Origin of the sequence: Oscillibacter sp. (assembly GCF_032018205.1) — a bacterium.
GTDB lineage: Bacteria > Bacillota > Clostridia > Oscillospirales > Oscillospiraceae > Oscillibacter.
This window is the reverse complement of record NZ_DALZOY010000002.1, coordinates 203,592-224,787: the sequence shown is the minus strand read 5'-3', so window position 1 is coordinate 224,787 and position 21,196 is coordinate 203,592. Positions and strand designations below refer to the sequence as shown.

Here is a 21,196-nt window from a genome sequence, read left to right as displayed (position 1 = left end):
AAATAAGGGGAGAAAGAATATGACAACACAGGCAATACTTGCGTGCGTGGTTTTCGTTGCAGCAATTGTTTTCCTAATTTGGAAGCCGATCCATCCCATTTTGATTGGCGCCGCCATTCCCACGGTGCTGGCGCTTTTGGGCATTCTTGATGCAAAGACCGCATTTTCTGACTTTGCAAACACTACGGTGATCTTTTTTATGAGCCTTTTGGTAATTGGAGCGGCTATCTTTAAAACCGGGCTGGCCGATTACATCGGTGAAAAGCTGATTGGCATTGTTGGGAAGGGTGAAACCGGTATTATCTTAAGCTCGGGTCTGGTGGCTGCCGGCCTGTCGGCATTTCTCAACGACACGGGAACGACCGGATGCCTGATTCCGATTGTCAGCTCGTTGGCACAAAAGGCCAAAGTTCCGCTGTCAAAGGTCTTGATGTCGGTGGCGTTTTTCGCATCGCTGGGCGGAACCATCACATTGATTGGAACCACGCCTCACATTGTTGCCAACGGCCTTTTGGCTGATGCAGGGATTGCTGAGTTTTCCTTTTTTGAATTTGCGAAATTTGGGATTCCCATTACTGTAATTGGGTTAATTTACATGGCGACTATCGGGAAGAGATTGCTTCCGTCTAAGGCGATTTCAAAAGGCGGCGTCTCTGAGTTGGCCGAAAGACACCCCAAAAAGATGATCTTGGTTTTTGCAGTATTTGTGTTTATTATCTATTGCATGGCAAGTGGGTTGCTGGCCATGCATCTGGCTGCTGCACTTGGCGCCATTTTAGTCGTTTTGTTCGGCTGTATCACGGTTGATGAGGCGGTAAAGTCATTTAGCACCACCACCTTGTTTTTGGTTGCGGGGATTTTTCCGCTGAGCACTGCTCTGATCCAAACCGGAGCCGCACAGTTCATCATTGACAAGCTTTCTCCCTTTTTAACCCAGGCTTCTCCCGTGTTTGTCTATGGGGCCGTCACGGGACTGACCATTGTGACCACGCAGTTTTTAATGAACACGTCCCTGACCGCAATCTTGGTACCTATGGGAATTTTGGTTGCTCAGTCAGCAGGTATGGACCCCAGAGGCGTGGTCATGGCCATTGCCGTTGCAGCATCCGCCGCGTTCTGCACCCCCTTTGGGACAGGCCCGAATCTGTTGGTTTGGGAGGCTGGCGGATACGAGTTCAAGGACTACGCCAAGGTCGGAGCTCCGCTGGCTGTTATCTTTTGGATCATCACAACGGCTGGGTGCATGATATTTTATTAATGTTTTGATAGGAGATAAAAATGGACAACAAAAAAGCTTTGCGGGAAGTACTTGACCAAGAGCAATTTTTAATTGTGCCCGGAATTTATGACTGCCTGTCAGCCAAAGTGGCCGAAGAAACTGGCGCAAAAGCCCTCTTCTTGTCTGGCGGGGCACTATCCATTGCGGGCTTGGGCCGCCCCGATATTGGTTTTCTAAATTTGACTGAGTTTATAAATGCAATTCAACGCATTACGTCGACGGTTGATATCCCCCTGATTTCTGATGCGGATAATGGCTTTGGTAATGCGATTCACGTTGGAAATACCGCGCGCATGTTTGAATCTCTGGGCGTGGCGGGAATGCAGGTGGATGATCAGATTTTACCCCAATCCGTTCCGACTACAAGCAAGGAGATGCTCAGTTGGGAGATGACCGTTCCCAAAATTCAGGCGGTGAGAAAGAACGTATCCAAGGACTTTGTGATAATTTTCAGAACCATTGCAAACATTGCCAAGGGCAACTTGAGCGAGGCGGTCCGCAGAATCAACAGCGCCGGTGAGTACGGCGCGGACTACGCCTATGTTGACGGGCTTAAGTCTGCGGAAGAGCTGGAATACGTGGCCTCCAATGCAAAAATCAAGTTGTTGGTCAACATGAATGAAAAGGGTGCGGCTGCAAATCTTCCTGTTGAGCATATCAAGTCGCTGGGCTATCGTATTGGGCTTTTCCCGGTTTCGGCAATGGCTGTGGCGGCAAAATCAATGTATGACCTGTTTGCAAATCTATTTGAACAGGAAAGCACCCTTAAAGATCGCGAAAAAATGTTTAATCCCGTGGAGGTCTACAATATGATGGGGCTGGGAACATTGACCGAAGAGTACATTAAAATGTATCAATAAATTTGACTTGCAGCAAATTCGCAATAGGCATATAGATGCTGGCAACAACACCAAAATATAATGGATTCTGCGCCCATCTCACCTGAGATGGGCGCTTTTCTCCTATATCCTCTGGCGGGAATGCCCACGCGGCGCAGCTTTTCCCCGGTGACCGGATCCACGTAGAGAAGATCACCTACCGGTAAGGAATAGACGATCCCCTTGTAGTTCTCCCGTTCAATTCTGGTGATGGCGTTTGGCTTTTTGTAGTCGCTTCCAAGCTTTTCAGTAATCTTCTTGCCCGATACGCTGATGTTAACAGAGATGCCCCGCTCGAATTGAATGTGCCGACGGATATTCCGGGCGATGCGCATGGTGTCGCCGACGATCTCCGCACCAGCTTGCAGAACCGGACCATGGCTGTTTGTGACATACCTTTATACTAAGCGTTTTTTAAGGCCAAGCCGCACAAAGAGCGGCTAACGCGTGAAGCGCAGACTTGCTTATATCTTTTACTTAAAAAAACGCTCTGGTGCGCATATTCTAAAAACTCAAGAGATGTTCTCTGCGTGCCTAAATGGGTGCGCTAAATGTGCTATACTATACCCGTAGAAAATTTGCGGAAACGGACAGGGAGGATGCTGGAATGTGCGGGAGATATCAGTTCACGGCGGAGCAGTGCGCGGGGCTTTGGGAAATTGTTCAGGAGATCCGGCGCCGCTGCGGGAAAGATGCATGGACGCCGGGTGAAATCCGGCCTTCGCTGAAGGCTCCGGTTTTGGTGGAGCGGGAGGGCAGGGTTGAAGCAGACCTCATGCGCTGGGGCTTTCAGACCCAGCAGTCCCTGATTATCAACGCCCGGTCAGAAAGTGCAGAGGAAAAGCCGCTGTTTCGGGGCAGCGTTCAAACGCACCGCTGCGTCGTCCCTGCCAGCGGCTTTTACGAGTGGAGCGCGGATAAGCGAAAGTATCTGTTCCGCTTGCCTGATGCACAGGCGCTCTATATGGCGGGAATCTACGATCAGCGGCAGGATGAGCGCCGTTACTGCATTCTGACCACCGAGGCCAACGAGTCCGTGCGGAGGATTCATCCCCGGATGCCGGTGGTGCTGCGGAGGGAGGAAATTAGAGGGTGGCTTATACAACCGTCGACCTTCCGAAGAATGCTTAAAAAGATACCGCCGCAGCTTCTGGCCACGGCGGAAGATAATCAAACATCGCTTTGGTAAGAGCGCGCCCTCTGGAATACAATCATAGACTCCCTTTGGCCTCCCTGATGGTGTACTTTCGCAAGGGTCTGACGCAGGAGGTCTTGGGCGAAATCTACAAGATGATTCTATCTGCCAAAGGAAAAAGAGTACGCCATCACGACAATGACGACAACTGTGGAAGCGGAGGAAGCAGCGACACCATGATTGTGGACGCCGCCTGCGCGCCTTCTAACATTCGCTCCCCTCAAGACGCGTCGCCGCTCAATGAGGCCTGAAAAAATAGTAGAAAGCTGTTGGATCAACTGCATAATCCGGCTGATGGCCGCACGCCCCACGCCCCACGCCCCACACTTACCGCACTCAAGTCCGCCGGAATTATCTTCAGTTCAGCCGCAGCCTTAAGAAAGCGGCGAAGAAAATCTGCAAAGCGGTCGGAAAACGGCTGTGTTATCTGACGTGAAAACTTGCCCCCATGAAAGAAAAGCTTGTTCTGGGCAGAACCCTTTCCACACGAAAAGCAGTCCGACTTGAGACGATCCGCACGCTTTACGAACAGCAGCAGTACATGTATGACCACCACTGCCAAACGGTTCCAGAACGGATCGTCCCAAGCTGGATAAGCAAGTACATATGGAGAAAATCGTTAGCTCATTTCGATATAAATCTTCTTATTCAAATGCATATCCACAAGTAAGAAATGTGATTGGATGCAATTTTGAGATCTATAATCTATTACCTTTACAAAATGAAAATGGAGACAATAACCTGTAATCTCGGGTGATGTTGCCAGTGTGTCAAAGAGTAGTCGGCCTTTTTTAGTCCCTTGCTATTTTTACATTAACGCCATTGACCTCGACACCATCGTCAGCTGGAATAAGAATGTATTTTTTACCGTCAATCATTTTTGTTTCCACCATATAGCTATATTCCGGATCGACAGAGATTTTGACCTGCGGTGTGACGAGTTCAAATTTACTGCTGTCAATAATGTTGCGCGGGTTGAGCACAGCTTCGTCGCCGAATCCCTCTCCACACTTTTCTTGAAATGTATGAATCTGCTCTTCCGGGACTCCATTGCTTTGCAAGATTTGCCCAACCTCACGGGATGTAATATCAAGGGAATCCGGGTCTTTGCGCTCCTTGTGCTGCTCAATGCGCTCACGAATCTGCTCGTGCACAGCCTGTATCACATCATAACTGCAACCGTCCGCCAGAGAATCAGCAAGCACACTTTGGAATGTTTCTTTTTGCTCGTCAGCAGACATGGGAGCTTTCGTATGGAAAACAGCGTCGATGAATTCATGGTGAATCTGTGCTGTGTTTTTGGAATAGAAAAGCGCATTATAAATATTTGCCGCACGGGCATCAAATGTTGGAAACATAAAACCAAGTTCGGGCGGTGCGACAATTTGCTTCGTCGCATAGCCATGGAACTCATTTTCGCCGGAAAAGTACCCGAGTTCTGGTTTGCCATCTCTTACAGGACAGACGGCGCAGATGATGTATTTGAAAACGGTGTCGGAAGCATCAACCTGAATCTCATCATCTTTTCCGCGATACGGCACGTCATAGGCATCGCTGGCAAGGAGAATCAGATAATTGCAGTCCTCCATATCCAGCGACTGTATTACTTTTTGATAGAATTGTTCCCTGGCTGCGGCATCTTTGAGATCTGAGTTCGTCAGGCTTGTAAGCAAACGGTGTTCATCGCTGTCGTGCACCTGCTGGGTGGAAAAAACGATATCGACCAGATTTTTTCCGAGACTTCCGGATAAAGCCTTCTTTAGAAAGACCATATACTGTTCCATTTCCAGTTGAGGCATAATTCCAAGAGATTCTTCCAGATATGAAATGATGGCTTTATTGCTATTGACGTAGCAGCCATAAATTTTGCTGATGTTGCTTTTATTGGGAGTCATACGGCGGCGGATTTCATTTAACTCTTTTTGATTCATAATGAGACCTCACAGTTTTGATAATAAACCATCGGCATGGCAAGGTCATGGCAATGGGAAGTAAATTATATCACGTTTGAGATTTGAGTTCTACACCCCTGATAAACATATTGATATCGCAAGGACATCATAATATATTTTTCCATCTTGCGTTAGCGCTGTATGAGAGGACAGAACAGAGAAGTGAGGGGAAATTTTCTGTAAAGCCACAAAAAAGCTTTAGCTTCCAGCTATCGGGTCTCATTTCGCTTTTTTCGGAAGCCTTTTCAATCAACTTTCAATATTGGCTTTCGAGCTTCGCATAAGGTAAAAATTCCCGATTTGAGAAATCGCACAGTCATTTCGGCCTCGCGCAAAACACTGGTCATTACAAGCTCAACAGGCGGCCTCCGAGAAAATGTTTCCGGAGGCCGCCTTAATTGTGCGCTGACACGGAATGTTCGATTTACAAGAGAAAGGAAAAACGTCAGTGCGTAAGCTGCTGCACCCTGTGCTTGGTAGTAAAGACACACTGCCGGATGAAACTCTCTCCGCCAGCCTCAATGCCGTGGCCGCCAGACTGCAAGGCTATCTTCCGGATTCTTTGAATTGCCGCGCCGGGAGTTTTCTGGAAGACATAGATAATCTAAACGCGGAGGTGGCGTATCGGCAGACACTGGAGGCAAGCGTTGCGTACATGATGATGTTCCGGCTTTCCATTAATGTGGACAATTATATCGTTGCGCAGGACATTTCAAATTTGTATGCATCCGACACATCAGAAACAAATAACGCCTTCTGGCCCGCAAATCTTGAGGTTGCACATCTTTTGCGGTTATTGACCGCTCCACCCTTGGTGCATTCGACAATTGACAAATTATGAAAACTATTGTATAAATAAAATTCCGCGGTTAGTAATACCTAACCGCGATTGAGGGGACGATGCGTCCAAGAGTTTAAGGAGGATATTTCATGGCCCAGAAGATGCACAGGCAAGGAATAAGCTTGCTGCTGGCACTGGTGATACTGCTTTCCCTGGCAGTACCGCCGGCGTTTGCGGCACAGGCAGTGGTTTCCATCAAGGATACGGAGATCACCACACAGACAAACACATTAACCGTGAATTTAACCCAGGTTCCGACAACTGGGCTTTTGCGTGTTTTTCAGTTAAACAGCGGTGCGGAATATACTTCTGATCTGTTTAATAATGAAACGTATCGGCTGGCGCAGGGAATTATCACCAACCTCAAGGTTGGCGACAATGAACTGACGCTGTCCACGTCCCCCGTCGCGGGCAAAAAGATCGTTGCCGTTTTGCGGGATGGGAGCGGTGACAGTCCTGTTGATTACGTTTCCGAGTCGCTCATTGTTGCGGGGAGTCCCGTTGTCACAGATCCCAGCGCCATCTTGGCAAATTGCCGGGTCAGCCTGCAAAAGGATGGGGCGGAGCGGACGGAGCCCTTCCGGGAGGATGAGACTTCCGTAAACGTAAAAGTCTCGCTGGATGAGACTGTTGAGCAGTGTACCCTGACAATCTACGCGTATGCGGGCAACACCACCTTTAGTCCGGACGCGCCTTATAACAAGAGTCTGTGGTCGGGCACGGTGAAAAATGACGATGCAGTTACCTGCGACTTTAACGGAAATAATCTGCCCCTGACCGTAGGGTATAAAATTATTGCCTGCCTGAACGTGCCGGTGGGAGAGGACAATTATCGTCCCATTAACTCTCAGGCGCTCCAAATTGTTGATGACTCTGGAAAGGGCTTTGAAGATTATACGTATCCTAATGTGACAATTGACGAAACGGTACTTCACGCGGGGGCTACTTCGCTGCACATCAGCCTGACCGGTGATGAGCGGTTGTTTCAGGCAGTAAGGGACGGGAAGACCAGCATCACTTGCGCGGTGGCCCAGTATCCCGATGGAGACGCCTTTGACTTTGAAAGTAGCAAGCAAATTCCTCTGAAGAATAATTTGCAGATAACTGAAGCCTTCAATGGAAAGGAAATTCAGCTCAACGAGCCGCTGCGTGAGGGCTATCGCGTGCGCGCCGTGGTTTATTGGGCGCAGAATCAGGAACTGTTTTTGCCAAAGGGCAACGACTATGAGGCAGTCTTTAACCGCCCCGACGACTCGGTTCTGGTTTCTGCCGCACCTGATCAAGAAACGCTGACGGTCGCGGTCAGCGGGCCCGTCGAAAGTAATGCGGCAAGCGTTTCCGTCACCGTAGGCGGCGTTGTGCCGGACGGCTCCATTTTGCTGCTGAAAAGCTATCCGGCTGGTGTAACGGAATTCACCTCGGATTCCGGGGATCCTTACGGTGTAAAAGCAGCCCCTGTGACAGGAACGAATACCATCGCTCCTAATCCAGGAGTTTCCCTGACTGCCGGCAAGCAGTTGGTGGCGTTTGTTCTCAATGGCGGAGCGGCTATTGCGCAGTCCCAGCCGGTGACGGTGGAAGCCGCCCCGGGTTTAACGGTTTCTCTGGTTGGCAAGCTCACCCCGGAGAGCACGCAGGCCGTCTTTCAGGTGACCTCGCGCAATAGCGGCGTCACAAACCTGAATGTGGTCAGGCTCTGCAAAGTGGTTAACGGCGTGGCGAATACGGCAGCCCCACTGAAAACAAAGACAGGACAAAGCCCGGGGCAAATTGCCTTTGACCTCACTTCCGCAGCGCTGGCAGTGGGGGATCAGGTGTGCCTTGTCATTACATATGTAAGCGGTGAGACAATCACCTTTACCAGCGGCGCGTTTACCGTTGCGGCCGCGGTGCAGCCTGGGGTTCCAAGCGTGACCTTGCAGAGTTCGGAAATTACGGCGGATACAACGAGCATTGCGGTATCGCTGGCAAACATTCCGACTTCGGGGATTCTGCGGGTCATCCAACTGGATGCCAATGAAAAATACGCAGGCGATAAACTCAACAATTATACAAGCCTGCATTTTGCCGTGCTGAGCAGTTTGGAGATAGGGGAAAACACACTTGCACTTTCTCCCGCGCCTACGCCGGGTAAAAAAATCCTTGTCGTAATGCGGAACGGTGGCGTTAACCCCTCGGTGGATTATCTCTCCGACCCCATGATTGTTTCGGGAGAAGTCGTGGTTCCGGCGCCCACCGCGAAAATTCTTGATACCAAGATAACCGCCGGGATGACGCATGTGAACGTGGGCGTGACGTTTGACGTTTCGGTGGGCGCGGCTTCCTATACGCTGTATCAGTTTACCGGAAGTGCGCTGGATATCCAAACTGCCAAGGTTTTGGGTACTGGAACGCTGCCTCTCAGCGCAGCCAAACGCACGCTTTATTTTGGAGCCGGAAGCTTAACTGCCGGAGCAAATTTGCAGCTTATGGTCACGGCGGGCAAGCAGCAAACACTGTCGAATATTGTGGCTGTTCAGCCCTCGCCAAACTGGGGAACGCCTTATTCGGCGTTTGAAGCTGCCGCAATTCCTTCCGATGCACAGACCATTCCGGTTACCATTGATTATTCAGACGAGTATCTGACCATGGGCAACGACTTCTATTGCACGGCCACAGTCTATCAGTTCCCCGCAAACTACACGGACAGGGAATTTGAAGAGGACGAGCTGTGGGAAAGCCCGAAAGCGACTGTGGTTGGACAAATCAGCAGCCGTTCCGGCGACACTGCCAAGGGCAAAGTGGAAATTCCGGTGCGGGAGGGGACGACGCTCATTCCGGGGAATCGACTGATCGTCAAGCTCCGTCTGCCGCATGTCGAATGGGCGGAAGAGGAAGTTGACTATTTCTCCGTTTCTGCGCCCATTGTCAGCGAGGGTACCACTATGGCGGGGCCAAAGATTGCACTTTACAATCTGGGCGAAAATACTTCCCGGGGAATGCGGCTGAGAAGCATTTTGTCCGGCTTGGGCATCGAGGTGCTGGATGTTTTGGATGCCGAATTGAACCAGACTGTGGGATATCTTGCGGGACTGGATGGATATGAAACGGCCGAGAAGCCGTATTCCGGCAGCGGTGTGGACACGGAGTTCATGCTGATATGCAATTTGTCTGATGCGCTGCTGGATCGCTTTTTGGCAGGGATGCAGGCAGACGGCCTTCGTATCGATCACAAAGCCGTGGTTACCGAATACAACCGCGAGATGCAATATCACGAGCTGATTGACGACATTGCTGAGGAGCATGAGGTGTTCCAAGCGCTGCTGGCGCTGGATGCGATGGTTGATCAGGCGCAGGCGCTGAGCGAAGCCGATTATGGTGCAAAGGAGCATTGGACGGCGTTGCAGGAGGCTATCATCGCCGGTATTCAGGTTCTTAGCAGCTATGAACCCACGCTGGAAGCTCTGACGAACGCCAATCGTGCGCTGCAGGAGCAGTATCTCTTGATTACAGAGAGGACGGTTCTCACCGGCGCAGCGGTCATTTCCGTTGAAAAATCCGAAGATGGCACCTATGTGATGACAGCACAGGTGAAGGGCGGAGAAGAAGGCACGCAATATCACTATGCTTGGAGCACAGGAGCGGACACGCAGTCGATCTCCGACATTGCTCCGGGTAAGCTGATTGGCACCACGGTGATGATCACCGCGGATCAGAAATTTGGCACACTCAAGGCCCAACTGGAGGTGCCCAAGGCGCCCAAGGCAACGGTTCAATCCGGGACCAACAGTCTGGAAGTTCGATGGATAGTACCCGAAAACACGGACAACTGCCCGATGCCCGATAGCTACGTCATTTCGCTCTATCAAGGCATGACGCTGCTGAAGACGCTGACGCCGGAAGCGGCGGCAACCTCCGCCGCATTTGATGCGCTCTCCGAGCAAACCGAATATACCATTACGATCAATGCAATTAGTCCCGTGGGTCAAAGCGACAGACTTACGCTCTCCGCAGCCACCACAAAAGCTTCAAGCGGCGGCAGTTCCGGCGGAGGCGGCTCCTCTGGCAATTCTTCGGGAAGCGGATCCCCTGCCGTGAATACCGCCACCAGCGGAAATACCACCACCGCCACTGCAACTGTGACACCCACCGTCTCCGGTACAACGGCCAACGTCACAGTAAGCAGTGCAACAGTTACCAGTGCGGTGAACAGTGCTTTGGCGGCGGCCCAGAAGAATTCCACCGCGCCTGCGGTGAAGGTGGCGGTAAATACTCCGCCCAAAGCCGACAGCCTGTCTGTTACAATTCCGGCAGACGCACTGGAAACGCTCGCCGGCCACAAGGATGCGGCGCTGACGATTACTTCCGGTGTTGCGCAGGTGACTCTGGACAGGAACGCGTTGATGGCAGTTGCCCGTCAGGGCGGGGCAGACGTGACCGTCTCCGTGAAGCCTGTGCCAATTTCCGATTTAAACACGGTTCAGAAAAGGGCGACGGGCGACAGCAAGGTGTTTGACATCTCCATCGCCAGCGGCAGTGCCGCCGAAATTCATGATTTGGGCGGCGGGGCTGCGTCCGTAAGCATTCCGTATACTCTGGCGAAAGGCGAAACGGCTGCGACGCTGACGGTCTACTATCTGGCTGACAACGGCAGCCTGACAGCGTGCGAGACCTCCTACGACGGCACGTCTGGCATGGTGACATTTGTCACTCCCCATTTTTCTAAGTATATGGTGGGCTACCGCACAGCGGCGGCCTTCACCGATGTTGCGAGTACCGCATACTACTACGATGCGGTGCAGTGGGCGGTGGAGCAGGGGATTACCGCCGGGAACTCTGCAACGACCTTTGCTCCGGGCCAGAACTGCACCCGTGCGCAGATCGTCACATTCTTGTGGCGGGCAAGTGGCTCTCCCGTGCCCACCGCCTCGGAAAATCCGTTTACGGATGTCAGCGAAAACGCCTATTACTATCATGCGGTTCTATGGGCCGTAGAAAAGGGCATTACCAGCGGCTTCAGTGCGACCACATTTGCTCCGAATGCGGTAAGCAATCGGGCGCAGGTGGTGACGTTCCTCTGGCGTGCTGAGGGAAGTCCGGCGGTTTCCGGGGCTGTCTTCTCAGATGTGAGCGCTGACGCTTACTATGCGCAGGCGGTGACTTGGGCAATGGATCGGGGCATCGCCTCCGGCCGCAGCAATGGCCAGTTTGTGCCTGCCGATTTCTGCACCAGAGCGCAGGCCGTCACATTCCTTTATAGAACGATGGACGACTGAATCAATCTAGAGCGAATGGAGGGGAACCGAGTTGGTTCCCCTCCATCCTGCATACAGGGCAAGCTGTCTCCGATGGTAAATCCTGTCCGCCTGCGCATTTACGGAGCCTTTGATATAGACTCGCTCATCGGCATTCCGACCGTCCATTGTGTAGGGCACATATCGCGCTGCTCTTTGTGAGAAGAGCCTGTCGGGAGAATCCGATGGGCATATGACGATAAATTCTCCGCACCATGCAGTGCGGATTTACGTGCGTCTCGGCAACTGTGTATCTACCGGGAGCGTTATAGGATAACCAGATATTAGCGGGTATGAGGTCAACACCGCCCTCGTGGTACAACATATTTTCCAAATTAAACATATGGAGCTTGAATACGGCGAACTATTTGCGACCTTCCTTTCAAATTTGATTAACATACCTTTTATCGTAATAGGGGGTCTTGGATTGAGTCAGGACTAGAGCATAGAAGAACTTTGCCTTATGAATTGTTTGATTTATAAGCACAGGAACTGGGCATTTTGCTAGGTTCCTGTGCTTTGTTCTGCAAAAAGCGCGTGCAGCCTGTGTAAGAGTCTGCACGCAAAAATGGAAGGAAGATAAGAACATGAAAGCAAAACGTCAACTCTTTCAGAATCCCAACCGCCATCTGTGTGACGACACACTCTCTTATGAAATGGTTCAGGATCTCCCCCTACTGCGTCCGCGGCGGCTCTCGGAAATTCGTCGGCTAAGTGGGAAAGCGCCGTCAAGTTGATGTATAAGCACCCTAAAAACAGAACAAGCCGGGCACCCTACGATGCCCGGCCTTCCATTCACTGCAGGTCAGTCTTTTCTTTGGATTTTCTATTTAAACGTTCAACCAGGGCAGCCGTCCGTATCCGGTAGTCATCCAACTCGGTCACGATTCCCATAAAAGAAGAGACCAAATCCAGTGAAGCTCGCAGAGTACTCTGCGAGCTCTGGTCAATCGCTCGTTTCGTCAGGCGCATAGCCTGCTGAGGCCCGTCCAATAGTTTTTGAACATATTGGTCCACATAATCATCTAACTGGTCATCGGGTACAACGCGTGTGACGAGACCGATCCTCTCTGCTTCAGGGCCTTTAAGCACCCGTGTTGTTAAAAACAAGTCGAGTGCCTTGTCTCGCCCTACAAGGCGAGGTAAAAAGTAAGCGCCGCCGTCACCGGGTACAATTCCTGCGTTGAAATAGCTTTCGGAAAGCGAAGCACTCTCCGAAGCAATTCGGATATCACACATCAGAGCCATATCCAACCCCGCGCCCACAGCCGCACCATGAACCTTTGCAATCACTGGTTTGTCGATTTCCTCCAGAATCAGTGGGATACGCTGGATCCCGTCCCAAAGAGAGTTCTTTCTAGCAAGCGCGGTGGAAGTAATATCCTCATTGCTTTCAAAAAATCCATTTCCTGTCGCCATGGCCTTTACATCTCCTCCGGCGCAAAACGCTTTTCCGTTTCCCGATAGAAGAACAACGTAAATATCATCCCGATCTCGGATGTCCTCCAGTGCGTTTGCCCAAAGTTGAATCATCTCCTCGCTGAAACAGTTGAGATGCTCCGGGCGATTTAGTGTAATGCGGGCTAAATGATTTTCTACCTCATAAATTAAATCCGACATATTATAATCTTACCCCTTCTCAATATTCGCAATACTTGTAGATGGCGTATGCAGTATTCAATGTGTGCTTTTGTCGATATAATAGCTGTTTTGCAATTATTATATCACAAAACCATATTATGAATTGACAGAAAATCAGCCTAATATATCCTTAATTTCCAAGCAAATAGCTGAAATATTTGCTAATTCAGAACCTTTATTCTTCCTTAACGGAGCAAAGAACATAAAATAGTCAGTATCAGCAAAAAACGGAACAAGCTCGGGAGGTCTCGTATACCCCGACCAGCCGGTCACGGCCTTTTCGGTGCCGCTGCGGCTGTCCCAGCGCGTCCTGACGGCCCGCACGTCCGCATGGGTGAAGCAAAAGGCCCTCTCCTTTCGGAGAGAACCCTTTACCTCAAATAAGACCGCACCTTGAAAAAATCCAAAGCGCTTTATTCGATAATAGCCGTAGCAGCGACTATTGTCTACAATTCTTTTGAAAGTTTTTATAAAACTTTCCGGGATTTGTCACGTAAGCGGACTTTGGCCATAATAGCGAAGAATTTGAACAAGACAATCGATGGGCTGTACCGAGAGGACGGCCAGCACTGGGAACGACGCCGAGCGAGGCGCAACGATTCCTCCAGAGGCCACGATCACCCTCACGGGGTGGGAGCCTAAGAAGCTGCGATGAAACGCCGATTGATAATGATACTTCCTCACGGCCCCGCACGGACTTGACGGGGAGGCTGCATCCGTGTGCAGTCCTATACGCCGTCACTATGGTGGTTTCTTCGCTGTTTTTTCATAAATACCAAATTGAGACAAAGGCACAAATTTTTGTACCTTTGTCTCAATTTCATTTCTGGAGGTGACACCCGGATTTGAACCGGGGATGAGGGTTTTGCAGACCCTTGCCTTACCACTTGGCTATGTCACCATGATATTTTATAGTATATACGAAATGCCGGAAAAAGTCCAGCAAAATTTAAAGGTTGCTGGAAAACTGAATGCCCACACAAGGGTGTGGGCATTCAGTTTTGGAGCGGGCAACGAGGCTCGAACTCGCTACCTCCACCTTGGCAAGGTGGCGCTCTACCAGATGAGCTATGCCCGCAAATGGTGCCTTCGATCGGAATCGAACCAATGACACGAGGATTTTCAGTCCTCTGCTCTACCGACTGAGCTACGAAGGCATATACGGGAAGCTTCGCTTCCCGCGGAAAAATGGCGACCCGGAACGGGCTCGAACCGTCGACCTCTAGCGTGACAGGCTAGCGTTCTAACCAACTGAACTACCGGGCCATAGGACCTTTTGCAGAGAGCTTGAGGTGGTGGGAACAACTGGACTCGAACCAGTGACCCCCTGCTTGTAAGGCAGGTGCTCTAACCAGCTGAGCTATGCTCCCGAATGCCGCTCGCTCTCGTCAGACGGCAAAAGTTATTATACAAAAAGGTCCTCGATCTGTCAACCAAAAATAACAAAATTTTTAAAAAGATTTTTTAGATTGTAAAATTATGGGATATTTAACGCTTTGCGGAGGCCAGAAGCGTCTCCAGCTCCGCCTTTGTAAAGGCCTGTACACTGTCACAGAACCGGCAGGTCAGCTCTGCGCCGCCCTGATCGTCGATCAGGCTGCGCAGCTCCGCAGCGCCCATGGAGATCAAAGCCCGCTCCATCCGCTTTCGAGAACAGGTGCAGCGGTACTCCACGGGCTGCTCCTCCAGAATTTGCAGCTCAAATTCCGGTATCGCTGCCCGCAGCAGGTCCGCAGGCTCTGGATACTTCTCCAGAAGCGCCGTAACGGCTCCGGCGGCCATCAGGCCGCTTTCCACCCGGGCAACGGTATCCTCGCCTGCGCCGGGCAGTAATTGAACAAGATAGCCCCCTGCGGCAAGCACACTCTGGTCCCGGTCAACCAGCACGCCCAGACCGCAGGCTGAAGGAATCTGCTCGGATTCCACGAAATAGGCCGCCAGATCCTCGGCGATCTCGCCGCCCATCAGGCCCACGCTGCCTACATACGGCTCCTTCATATTCAAATCACGAATGACGGTGAGCGTTCCCTCGCTGCCAACAGCACCGCCCACATTCAGCTTGCCGTCGGGGCGAAGGGGCAGTTCCACCGCGGGGTTGTCCACAGTGCCCCGGACGTTGCCCTCGTTGTCCGACACGGCCATCAGAAGGCCCAGTGGGCCGCCGCCCCGGAATTGCAGAGACACGCTGGCGCCTTCCTCCTTCAGGGCGTTGCCCATCATGGAGGCCGCCGCCAGAGCGCGGCCCAAGGCTGCGGTGGCTACGGGCAGGGTGCGGTGGATATTCCGCGCCCGCTCCGTCAAAACCCGGCTGGAGATGGCGGAGGCCTTGATATAGCCGTCCGCCGAGATTGCTCGTACAATTTTGTCGCTCATGCGTTGCTCCTTTTTCGCGTTTGTGATTGCGCTTGGCTGCCCTCAGGCTTGCGGCAGCGGAAAATTACCCGATCCTCGTCCGGGCGGGGGACGGTTTGACGAAGGTCGCCGGTGACACGAATATCCCGGAAGCCCGCCCCTTCCAAAAGAAGGCGCAGCTCGTCCTCATCCCACGCCCGTTCCCGATGTTCCTCCCACGTGCGGTCCCATGCTCCGTCAGGACGCAGAGAAAACAGGTCTACCCCATAGGTGCAGACCCTGGTTTTTTCAGAAAAGGCTGTGCGCCAGACGCAGAAGGAGTCTTCTGTTTCATCCGTATACATTTCTCCGTCCATTCGCCGCAGCTTGTAAGGCGTGTTTACGTCGAACACAAACAGCCCGCCGGGGCGCAGCCATTTAAACACCCGGCGGAGCGTCTCCCGCATGGCGGCGTCGCCCGTCACATAGTTCAGCGCGTCCAGAGTGGACACGGCGGCGTCCACCGGTTCGGGAAGACGCAGCCGAGTCATGGACTGGCAAATCAACAGGGGACGCCGGTCCTCAGGCAGGGCCTCCGCCTTGCGGGCGGCCTCCGTCAGCATTTCCTCCGACAGGTCCGCTCCGGTCACCCGATAGCCCATAGCCGCCAGAAGGCAGGTGACCGTACCGGTGCCGCAGCCAAGGTCCAGCACCGTTTCAACGCGCTGCGGTTCTTTTTGCAGCAGGCGGTGAAGATAGGCCGCCCGCTTCCGGTGGGCTCCATCGGCAATCAGAGCGTCATAGGCCCCGGCCAAGGACTGATAGCGGCTCATTTCTTCTTTTGGCGGTCGAAAATTACCTCGTATCCGCCCGCACCGTAGCTCAACGACCGGTTTACCCGGCTGATGGTGGCGCTGGATGCTCCGGTGCGCTCCAAAATGTCGTTATAAATCAGCCCTTCATGCAGCAGCGTGGCTACCTCAAAGCGCTGCTCCATGGACCGCAGCTCCGAAACGGTGCACAGGTCCTGAAAAAAGTTGTAGCACTCCTCTTCGTTTTTCAACAGGAGAATTGCCTTATACAGCTCTCCATTTTTTTCTTTTTTTCCAATCTTGACCATGACTGGCTCCTTTCCAAACATAGGCGGCGTTTTGCCGCCATTCTGATTGCTCATTTTACTATTTTACAGCATGAAAGTAAAGGGGGGGCGCTGATTTTTTCAATTCCGTCCCGAACCCGCTTCCAAAGGCTCTTAGGACTGATGATAAGGTCACCTCCCCAGACCCAATGGCATACGCTGGAGCATGAATCATTTCGGCCGGCGGGGAGCGTTCGCCGTCTTGAACCTGTGAAGGAGGCTGCCATGCGCGATCAGATAAAGCTGGAACCGTTTGTTGCCCAGCGGGAGTGGACGGTGGACGGAATCCCCGTGCTCACAGCGGAGCTGTCCCTCCCCCGGCCCGTGGAAGAGGGAGAGCGGACGGACCGCAGGCTTGCGCGGTACTATCAGCTCTACGCCCGTGCCTATCTGCGCTATTGTGAGCGCTGGCTCTTTCCCCAGTCGGCGGAGGCCTGCCGGTTGGCCATGGAGAACAGTGCACCCATTCCGCAGGACTCCGCGCGGCTCACCTACTGCATCACCTGCAACGGTGGGGGCGTGTTGAGCCTGTACACTGAATCCGTGGAGCGGTGCGGCGGGCGGATGGAACGGAGACGGCACGGAGACACTTGGGATCTGCTCACCGGCGCGCCGATTCCACTTTCTGCCTGCTTTTCTAAAAAATACCCCTGGCGAAAGGTGCTGCTGCGGGAAGCGGAGACGGAAATGGAGCGGCGGGAGCGGGCCGGAGCATCCCGGTATCGGGAGGGATGGCGGCGGCTTTTGCGCCGCAGCTTCAATCCGGATCATTTCTATCTCTCCGAGACGGAGCTTTTCTGGTTCTGGCAGACGTTGGCCGTGGCCCCTTCCGGAGAGGGTGTCTCGGTTTTTTCCGTGCCCTACGGTGAAAATGATTGTTTTTTTCCCGGATTCCATGATATTATACTGGAGACAAAAGAGGAAACGGCGCGGGGGAAGATTTGAGTTCCCCGCCGGAAGGAGCAAGGATATGGAACATAAAATGGTAATGACCATCGGTCGGGAATTTGGCAGCGGTGGCAGGCAAATTGGTAAGCTGGCGGCTGAAAAGCTGGGGCTGCCTTATTACGACAAGGAGCTGATCGTGCTGGCGGCGGAAAAATCCGGCCTCAGCCCGGAATATCTGGCGGGGCTTGACGAGCAGTCCGTCAGCAGCTTTTTGTATTCCTTTTCCGGGGCCAACTTCTCCATGGGAATGCGGTCGGGCAGCGTGAATTTGTTGCCTCCGGCGGATCAGTTGTTTTTGTCCCAGTCTGAGGTCATCCGGGACATCGCCGCACAGGGCGGCGCGGTGATTGTGGGCCGCTGCGCGGACTATGTACTTCAGGAAAAGGGACCCCATGTAAACGTCTTCGTTCAGGCGTCCATGCGCAGCCGCATCAGGCGGGTGATGGAGCGGCACGAGATGGACCAGAAGGCGGCGGAGGCGCTGATGCTGAAAACCGACAAAAACCGCGCCAACTACTACTTCCACTTCACCGGTGAAAAATGGGGCGACCGGAAGTGCTTTGATCTGGTGCTCTCCAGCGCCATCGGCATTGAGCCGTCGGTGAACATGATTACGGACTATTATCTTCAAGTGGAGGCAGGCCTTCAAAAATAAACGCTGCAAGGGTTTGGCAAAGAGAGAACCTCCGGGAGCCGGAAAGCCGGGCCTTGGAAAGGCGGAGAAGTTATGGGACGCAGACTAAAAAGGCACGGCGCGGCAGGGGGGAGAGCGATAGGAGTATCGCTCACTGCCGTGCTGCTTTTTTTCTCCGCTCCCGCCGCCCGCGCGGCGGACGAGTCTTTTTTTCAGGCCGCCATCCGGCGTCCCCACGCGCTGGTGTTTGTGGGACTTGTTGCGCTGCTGGCGGCGGGGCTTGCCTTTTTGCTGTGGGACAACCATCGGAGGCGTTCCCTGATTCGGGAGGCGCGGGAGCGGGAAGGGCAGCTTCAAAACATGATGGATTTGGTGCCCGGCGGCATCTGCTCTTTCCGTGTGGATGAAGAGGTATGCTTTGAAACGCTTCATTTCAACACGGGCTTTTATCAGATGCTGGGCTATTCCGAGCCGGAGGAGGGCGAAATCGTCAACCCGATGCTGAACGTCCATCCCGACGACCGGGTGGTCCTTCGGGAACAGCTTGCCCGCTGTCGGCAGGGCGGGGAAACCATTCGTGCGACCTTCCGCATCCTGCGGCAGGACGGAAACTATTTCTGGATTGCGCTGAAAGCCTCCCCGGCCCCGCGGGAGGGCGACGGGCGGACTTATTACGGCGTATTCAGCGACGTGGACGAGCTTAAACGCCTTCAGGAGAATCTGGAGGAGAACGAGCGTATGCTTCAGGCGGCTATGGACCATGCCGACGTGGATTCATGGATATACGACCCGGCACTCCACACGCTGCGCACCAGCAAACGAGCCTGCGTGCTGTTTGGCGTGCCGAGAGTGCTGGAAAACTATCCCCAGTCCTGGTTTGAGCAGAATATTACGCTTGAGGAGGACATTCCCAGACTGCAAAAGGAGATAGACGCCATTGATCAGGGTGCGCCCTTTGCCTCCTGCGAGGTGCGGGAGCGCACGGTGAGCGGGGACATCCGATGGATTAAGATTAAGATGACCTCCCTGTACGACGCGGAGGGGATCCGGACGCGGGTGCTTTGCACCGGCGTGGTGTGCACCCAGCTTCACAGGGAGATCGAGCGGTATGAGCGGCAAAACCAGCGCATGCGAGCGCTTGTGTCCAACGCGGTGGTTTCGGCACGTTTGAATTTGACGAGAAACACCTGCAAGATGGGCCCTGCCCTGTATCCGGATTTTTTGGAGGGGCTGGACGGAACCGCGGACGCCCTGTTCGCGGCGATGAAAAAACGTACCGCCGCGCCGGAGCAGTGCGAGGAATTTGGCCGGCTCTTTAACCGCGCGGCCCTGCTGGACGACTATGCCCGGGGGACTGCTATGCTGACCTTCGAGCGCAACTGCCGGATCGGTGGTGCATACCGCTGGCTGACCGTGCGGGTGGACATCACGGAAAACCCCGTGACTGACGACGTGGAGGCCAACATTTACTCCTTTGACATCGACGACCAGAAGTCCATGGAGCAGATTATGGATACCGTCATCCGCCGGGAATACCTGATGATTCTGCGCATCGACCTGAATGCGGACACCGCCCGGATTTTTGCATCGCAGGACAAGGACCATTCCATTCGTGAGATTCTTGAAGCGGAGACGGCCCTGCTTGGCGTTGTCCGGGACTCCTTTGCGGGGGAGGACTTGGAAGAGACGCTGAAGCGCCTGCATTTCAGTGAAATCCGGGCCCGGCTCAGCGACAGCGTGGAATACACCGTCTATGCCGACTGCCGCAGCAGCGCCGGAGAAATCCGGCGGCTGCGCTATTCCTTTGTCTGGCTGGACAGGGAGAGCAATATCATCTGCTGCACCATGGCGGACTCCACCGACGCTTTTGTCAGAGAGCGCCGCCGCAGCGAGGTGCTGCGCGCAGCGCTGGAGGAGGCCCGCCGTGCCAATCAGGCGAAAAGCGAATTCCTCTCCCGCATGAGCCACGAAATCCGCACGCCCATGAACGCCATTTTGGGGCTGACCCAACTGGCGCGGGAAAATGCGCTGGATTCCGAGGCGATGGGGATGCTGGATAAAATTCAGGTATCCGGCGAATACCTGCTGGGGCTGATTAACGACGTTCTGGACATGAGTCGGATTGAGTCGGGCCACATCGAGCTGCACCCCGAAAATGTAAACACGGGGGCGCTGCTGGGGGATATTCGGGCGCTGATTTTGCCCCGCATGGAGGAGAAGGGCATTCGCTTTCATCTGGACGCAAGCGGAATCACGCCGTATGTGGTGGTAGACCGGCTGCGCATCCAGCAGGTGTACATCAATATTTTGAGCAACGCCGTGAAATTTTCAAGGCCCGGCTCGGAGATTTTCTGCACGGTACGTCACACTCCCTGCGGAGACGATAAAATTTCCAGCACCATTGTCTTCCGGGATCAGGGCTGCGGCATGAGCCCAGAGTTTCTCAGTCGGGTGTTCGAGCCCTTTGAGCAGGAGAACAACGGCTATCAGCATCCCCAGCTTGGAACGGGGCTGGGCCTTGCCATCGTGAAAAATCTGGTGGAGGAGATGGGCGGCACCGTCACGGCCAAAAGCGAACTGGGCCGGGGAAGCGAGTTTACCGTGCGAATCACCGTGCCAAAGGGGCATCCGCCGGAGGAAGCCGAGGAAGCGACCGCCCGGAGCGGTCCCCGGACGATCCTTACGGGAAAGCGGGTTTTGCTGGTGGAGGACCACCCCGTCAACACAGAGATCGCAAAGCGGATGCTTTCCATGGGGGGGATGCTGGTGGACCACGCGGAAAACGGCCAGGTGGCGCTGGAGCGCTATCTGTTCGGGGGAGCGGGCTATTACGATGCGGTTCTGATGGACATTCGCATGCCGGTGATGAACGGAATCGAGGCGACAAAGGCCATCCGCGCCTCAGGGCGGGGCGACGCGCAGAGCATTCCCATCGTCGCTATGACTGCCAACGCCTTTGCCCATGACCGGCAGGAAACCCGGGCTGCCGGGATGAACGCCCATCTTTCAAAGCCTGTGCGGCGGGAGGAACTGCTGCAAGTGCTGGGGGAATTTATAAAATAAGACGGAGGCGCGGCCGCGCTCCC

Annotated in this window: 15 protein-coding genes and 5 tRNA genes; 9 read left to right on the top strand and 11 right to left on the bottom strand. The window is 53.5% G+C overall.

Translation table 11 applies throughout. The annotated features are described in order from the left end of the window. Positions 1–19 precede the first annotated feature (19 nt). Both RTU96_RS02510 and RTU96_RS02505 read left to right on the top strand, forming a co-directional pair. On the top strand, positions 20–1,258 hold the full coding sequence (locus RTU96_RS02510) for an SLC13 family permease (protein WP_312634761.1): 1,239 nt from the start codon (positions 20–22) through the stop codon (positions 1,256–1,258). Positions 1,259–1,278: 20 nt separating this feature from the next. Beyond that, complete coding sequence (locus tag RTU96_RS02505; RefSeq protein ID WP_312634760.1) at positions 1,279–2,139, top strand: isocitrate lyase/phosphoenolpyruvate mutase family protein; 861 nt, start codon at positions 1,279–1,281, stop codon at positions 2,137–2,139. On the opposite strand, the gene RTU96_RS02500 is transcribed toward RTU96_RS02505, so the two are convergent. Further along, positions 2,133–2,492 carry a hypothetical protein gene (locus RTU96_RS02500; RefSeq protein WP_312634759.1) on the bottom strand — a complete coding sequence of 120 codons (360 nt, stop codon included), beginning with the start codon at positions 2,490–2,492 and terminating at the stop codon, positions 2,133–2,135. The genes RTU96_RS02505 and RTU96_RS02500 overlap by 7 nt on opposite strands. 272 nt (positions 2,493–2,764) lie before the next feature. Between RTU96_RS02500 and RTU96_RS02495 the strand changes: the two genes are divergently transcribed. Both RTU96_RS02495 and RTU96_RS02490 read left to right on the top strand, forming a co-directional pair. Further along, on the top strand, positions 2,765–3,346 hold the full coding sequence (locus RTU96_RS02495; RefSeq protein WP_312634758.1) for an SOS response-associated peptidase: 582 nt from the start codon (positions 2,765–2,767) through the stop codon (positions 3,344–3,346). A 35-nt stretch (positions 3,347–3,381) separates the two neighbouring features. After that, entirely contained in the window at positions 3,382–3,603 is a 222-nt protein-coding gene (locus tag RTU96_RS02490; RefSeq protein ID WP_312634757.1) for a hypothetical protein, read from the top strand. A gap of 540 nt (positions 3,604–4,143) precedes the next feature. Here RTU96_RS02490 and RTU96_RS02485 read toward each other — a convergent pair. Beyond that, positions 4,144–5,283, bottom strand: coding sequence for a DUF4317 domain-containing protein (locus RTU96_RS02485; protein ID WP_312634756.1), 1,140 nt, complete (start codon positions 5,281–5,283; stop codon positions 4,144–4,146). Between the two features lie 469 nt (positions 5,284–5,752). On the opposite strand from RTU96_RS02485, the gene RTU96_RS02480 reads away from it, so the two are divergent. Both RTU96_RS02480 and RTU96_RS02475 read left to right on the top strand, forming a co-directional pair. Then, positions 5,753–6,145 (top strand): hypothetical protein, encoded by a 393-nt coding sequence (locus tag RTU96_RS02480; RefSeq protein ID WP_312634755.1) that lies wholly within the window; start codon positions 5,753–5,755, stop codon positions 6,143–6,145. Between the two features lie 89 nt (positions 6,146–6,234). Next, positions 6,235–11,400 carry a DUF3783 domain-containing protein gene (locus RTU96_RS02475; protein WP_312634754.1) on the top strand — a complete coding sequence of 1,722 codons (5,166 nt, stop codon included), beginning with the start codon at positions 6,235–6,237 and terminating at the stop codon, positions 11,398–11,400. Positions 11,401–12,213: 813 nt separating this feature from the next. Here RTU96_RS02475 and RTU96_RS02470 read toward each other — a convergent pair. The 9 genes from RTU96_RS02470 to RTU96_RS02430 all read right to left on the bottom strand — a co-directional run bounded on the left by RTU96_RS02470 (position 12,214) and on the right by RTU96_RS02430 (position 16,510). Further along, a complete protein-coding gene (locus tag RTU96_RS02470; protein WP_312634753.1) occupies positions 12,214–13,038 on the bottom strand; it encodes an enoyl-CoA hydratase-related protein in 825 nt (274 codons plus the stop codon). 848 nt (positions 13,039–13,886) lie between these two features. Beyond that, positions 13,887–13,960 (bottom strand) — tRNA-Cys (locus tag RTU96_RS02465). A gap of 101 nt (positions 13,961–14,061) precedes the next feature. Beyond that, positions 14,062–14,137 (bottom strand) — tRNA-Gly (locus RTU96_RS02460). A gap of 3 nt (positions 14,138–14,140) precedes the next feature. Next, positions 14,141–14,216: transfer RNA gene (locus RTU96_RS02455), tRNA-Phe, on the bottom strand. A gap of 32 nt (positions 14,217–14,248) precedes the next feature. Then, positions 14,249–14,325 (bottom strand) — tRNA-Asp (locus RTU96_RS02450). 27 nt (positions 14,326–14,352) lie between these two features. Then, a tRNA-Val gene (locus tag RTU96_RS02445) sits at positions 14,353–14,429 on the bottom strand. Positions 14,430–14,547: 118 nt separating this feature from the next. Beyond that, the gene (gene hslO, locus RTU96_RS02440; protein ID WP_312634752.1) at positions 14,548–15,432 is read right to left on the bottom strand and encodes an Hsp33 family molecular chaperone HslO; all 885 of its coding nucleotides are present in this window, start codon (positions 15,430–15,432) and stop codon (positions 14,548–14,550) included. Next, the gene (locus tag RTU96_RS02435; RefSeq protein WP_312634751.1) at positions 15,429–16,223 is read right to left on the bottom strand and encodes a methyltransferase domain-containing protein; all 795 of its coding nucleotides are present in this window, start codon (positions 16,221–16,223) and stop codon (positions 15,429–15,431) included. Before RTU96_RS02435 ends, hslO begins: the two co-directional genes overlap by 4 nt. Then, entirely contained in the window at positions 16,220–16,510 is a 291-nt protein-coding gene (locus RTU96_RS02430; RefSeq protein ID WP_293010008.1) for a YerC/YecD family TrpR-related protein, read from the bottom strand. The genes RTU96_RS02435 and RTU96_RS02430 overlap by 4 nt, the downstream gene beginning before the upstream one ends. A gap of 243 nt (positions 16,511–16,753) precedes the next feature. On the opposite strand from RTU96_RS02430, the gene RTU96_RS02425 reads away from it, so the two are divergent. From RTU96_RS02425 to RTU96_RS02415, 3 genes are all read left to right on the top strand, one after another. Next, a complete protein-coding gene (locus RTU96_RS02425; RefSeq protein WP_312634749.1) occupies positions 16,754–17,473 on the top strand; it encodes a hypothetical protein in 720 nt (239 codons plus the stop codon). A gap of 25 nt (positions 17,474–17,498) precedes the next feature. Next, entirely contained in the window at positions 17,499–18,131 is a 633-nt protein-coding gene (locus RTU96_RS02420; protein WP_312634748.1) for a cytidylate kinase-like family protein, read from the top strand. Positions 18,132–18,203: 72 nt separating this feature from the next. Continuing rightward, complete coding sequence (locus RTU96_RS02415) at positions 18,204–21,173, top strand: ATP-binding protein (RefSeq protein WP_312634747.1); 2,970 nt, start codon at positions 18,204–18,206, stop codon at positions 21,171–21,173. The last annotated feature ends 23 nt before the right edge of the window (positions 21,174–21,196 follow it).